Below are 2,958 nucleotides of genomic sequence, written 5' to 3'. Positions count from 1 at the left end.
GTTCAAGCTGTTGATTTTGCCAATCAATGCGACTTTATCCCACCAGGTATTCAAACTCCCCAAATTGACCTGGTGCTGATTAACCGATTGGAATAGGGTAAATAAACTCTCTTTGTTCTGTTGTATTAGCGCTTCCATCTTACTTCCCTACAACTTTAGTATAAGTGACTGTTTTATTTATAGTTTTAACTTATCTTTTATATCAGAAGCCATTCCGTAAAATTGTATAAATTATGTTAAAAGTAATACCGTTTGATTATTAAAATAGAAAGCGCCCTAAAAATATGGAATAAAAAATAACCAATCGGCCGTTTTGATCATGACAGAAACTCTATGCTGCTGTAATCTAAGCGCATGCGAGCCGCGAGGCATTTTTGGGAGAAGTTTGGTGGCAGAAGCTATCGAAACGAAATACGCACAGAGTCAATTACGCGACATCAACCAGGCTTTGTCAGAAGGCCGGTTTGTGTCTGTGCGCAAGTTTCTCCACGAAATGCCGCCCAGTGATGTCGCCCACATCCTGGAGTCCAGCCCAACAAAAACCCGTGATGACCTGTGGGAACTCCTCGACAGCGATTTTCACGGCGACGTTATAGAAGAATTATCTGAGGATGTCCGCAACGGGATCATTGCCAAAATGATGCCGGCCAACGTGGTTGATGCCCTTGAAGACATGGACACCGACGATCTGGCTGAAACCCTGTCGAGTCTGCCGGACGAGGTGTTGCAGGACATCCTGCAATCGATGGACGCACAGGATCGCCATCGCGCAGAGCAAGCCATGTCCTATGGTGAAGAAACTGCCGGGTTCATAATGAATACCGACACCATCACCTTAAGGCCTGATGTGTCGGTTGATGTGGTGTTGCGTTATTTGCGCCTGAAGGGAGAGTTGCCTGAAAACACGGATACGTTTTACGTGGTCAATCGCACCGACAATCTGGAAGGGATCGTGCCGGTTTCGCGACTGCTTACCGCCGATCCTGAAGCCACGGTTTCCGATGTGATGGACGAAGAGCCCGAAGCAATTCCCGTCAATATGCCCGACGATGAAGTAGCCAGTATGTTCGAACGTTACAACTGGTTGTCAGCCCCCGTTGTAGATGACAAACACCGCCTGGTTGGTCGTATTACCATTGACGACGTGGTCGACATCATCCGTGAAGATGCAGAACACTCCATGATGAGTATGGCGGGTCTGGATGACGAAGAAGATACCTTTGCCCCTGTTATGCAAAGTACCAAGCGTCGTTCAGTGTGGTTGGGTGTGAACTTACTTACCGCGCTTATGGCTGCTGCTGTCAGCGATCTGTTTGAGGCGACACTGAGCCAGTTGGCTGTGCTGGCCATTCTGAATACCATCGTGCCCAGCATGGGCGGCGTAGCAGGTAACCAAACCCTGACACTGGTGATCCGCGGGATGGCACTTGGTCATGTGAACCCGTCTAACTCCCGTTGGTTGATCTATAAAGAACTTGCTATTGGCGGGTTGAATGGTGTGATTTGGGCCGTGCTGATTGCATCAGTCATTGCAGTATGGAAACAGGATCTCACTCTCGGGTTGATTATCGCTTTTGCGATGTTGATGAATATGATTGCTGCCGCACTGTCCGGGGCAACACTGCCGATTATAATGAAGAAACTGCGCATTGATCCGGCGTTAGCGGGTAGTGTTATTCTGACAACGATTACAGATGTCGTGGGTATCTTCGCGTTTCTTGGTACCGCAACCCTGTTCCTTATCTAAACCTTCCGTTTATATTGCCTAAGCACTGTAAGGCAATGCCATTTCGGTGGGCAATACGCTCGCCGAATTAAACTTATAACCGACTCCCCAGACCGTTTCGACTAACTTACTGTGTAAGGGAGCTTTGTCGAGTTTGGCGCGTAAGCGATTTACGTGACTGTTCACCGTGTGCTCATAGCCGCTGTAGTGATAGCCCCACACCGAAGACAACAGCTGTGCACGGGAAAAGACCTGGTCCGGGTGACTGGCCAGGAAATACAATAAATCAAATTCGGTGGCGGTTAAGGGTAATGCGTAGCCATTTACCGTTGCATGGTGATAGTTGTGATCAATACGGAAGCAGCCTATCTGAATAGGGCGTTCATTGCCTGTTGACGAACTTGCGGGCGTTCTGCGTAACTGAACGCGTACTCTGGCTTGTAATTCGGCAGGGTTACACGGGTAATCCAGATAATCCTGGGCCCCGAGTTCGAGGGATAAAATGCGCTCTGCTTCACAGCCTTGCTGCGCCAGAACGATGACGGCCGAGTTCACTGCTTTGCGCACCAGAGCGCGGAAATCATCAAGGCATTCGACCAGGGGCTGGCTTAACGCCAACACAATGACCGGCACAAACTCATGCGTGCATTTGTGTAATGCAGTCGCCATACTGGTTGCCAGCGCACAATCTGCATTGACGCGCTGTAAACAGTGCTGCAGTTCTGATGAGGGTGTGTTGCCTTGATTTACGATTAGAATCATTCCGTTTCTCCGGTCTGTCGAATTGCCTGGCTGCATTTTGCTCTGGCCAGGCCCACTGCCTCATTTTATTGATGAAACAATGCTACTCTTATCCAACAGACCGGAAAAACTAACTAATTATTCCACACGGGTAATAATTAATCGGGCGACCGGGTTATCAAACCGGTGTTCAGCCATCAGTACCGAGTCAGGTAACGTGTCCTGGGAGGACACCACGCCCGGGTGATAACTAACAGTATCCGCGTCATCACGCTCGGCGTTAAACCCTTCACCACCGTCAGCGGGGCCCGGTATGGTGCCAGCAGCTTCACTGTTAGCTTCCGTACCAGCGTCATAAACCGGCAACAGCATCGACATGGAATCATTCACCGCCAAATCGTTAAGCGCTTTGTTAGTTATTCCTGTAAAGGCGTCATTGGTATTTACCAGCATAGTGACTACAGACAGATACGCCGCCTGCTCGTCCGATA

Annotated in this window: 3 protein-coding genes; 1 reads left to right on the top strand and 2 read right to left on the bottom strand. The window is 49.2% G+C overall.

Annotation, left to right across the window (positions count from 1 at the left end; genetic code table 11):
* Window positions 1-388: 388 nt before the first annotated feature.
* The gene (gene mgtE, locus AC4MRN_RS20280) at window positions 389-1,747 is read left to right on the top strand and encodes a magnesium transporter (protein WP_155015772.1); all 1,359 of its coding nucleotides are present in this window, start codon (window positions 389-391) and stop codon (window positions 1,745-1,747) included.
* 18 nt (window positions 1,748-1,765) lie between these two features.
* Here the strand turns inward: mgtE and AC4MRN_RS20275 are convergent, their stop codons facing one another.
* The gene (locus AC4MRN_RS20275; protein WP_073320281.1) at window positions 1,766-2,488 is read right to left on the bottom strand and encodes a response regulator transcription factor; all 723 of its coding nucleotides are present in this window, start codon (window positions 2,486-2,488) and stop codon (window positions 1,766-1,768) included.
* Between the two features lie 117 nt (window positions 2,489-2,605).
* Window positions 2,606-2,958, bottom strand: a 353-nt coding sequence (locus AC4MRN_RS20270) for a spondin domain-containing protein (protein ID WP_491204341.1), incomplete at its 5' end; no start/stop codon positions are given.

Source organism: Marisediminitalea sp. (genome assembly GCF_984433645.1).
Note: the sequence above shows the minus strand (reverse complement) of the source record. Positions and strands in the feature narration are given on the sequence as shown.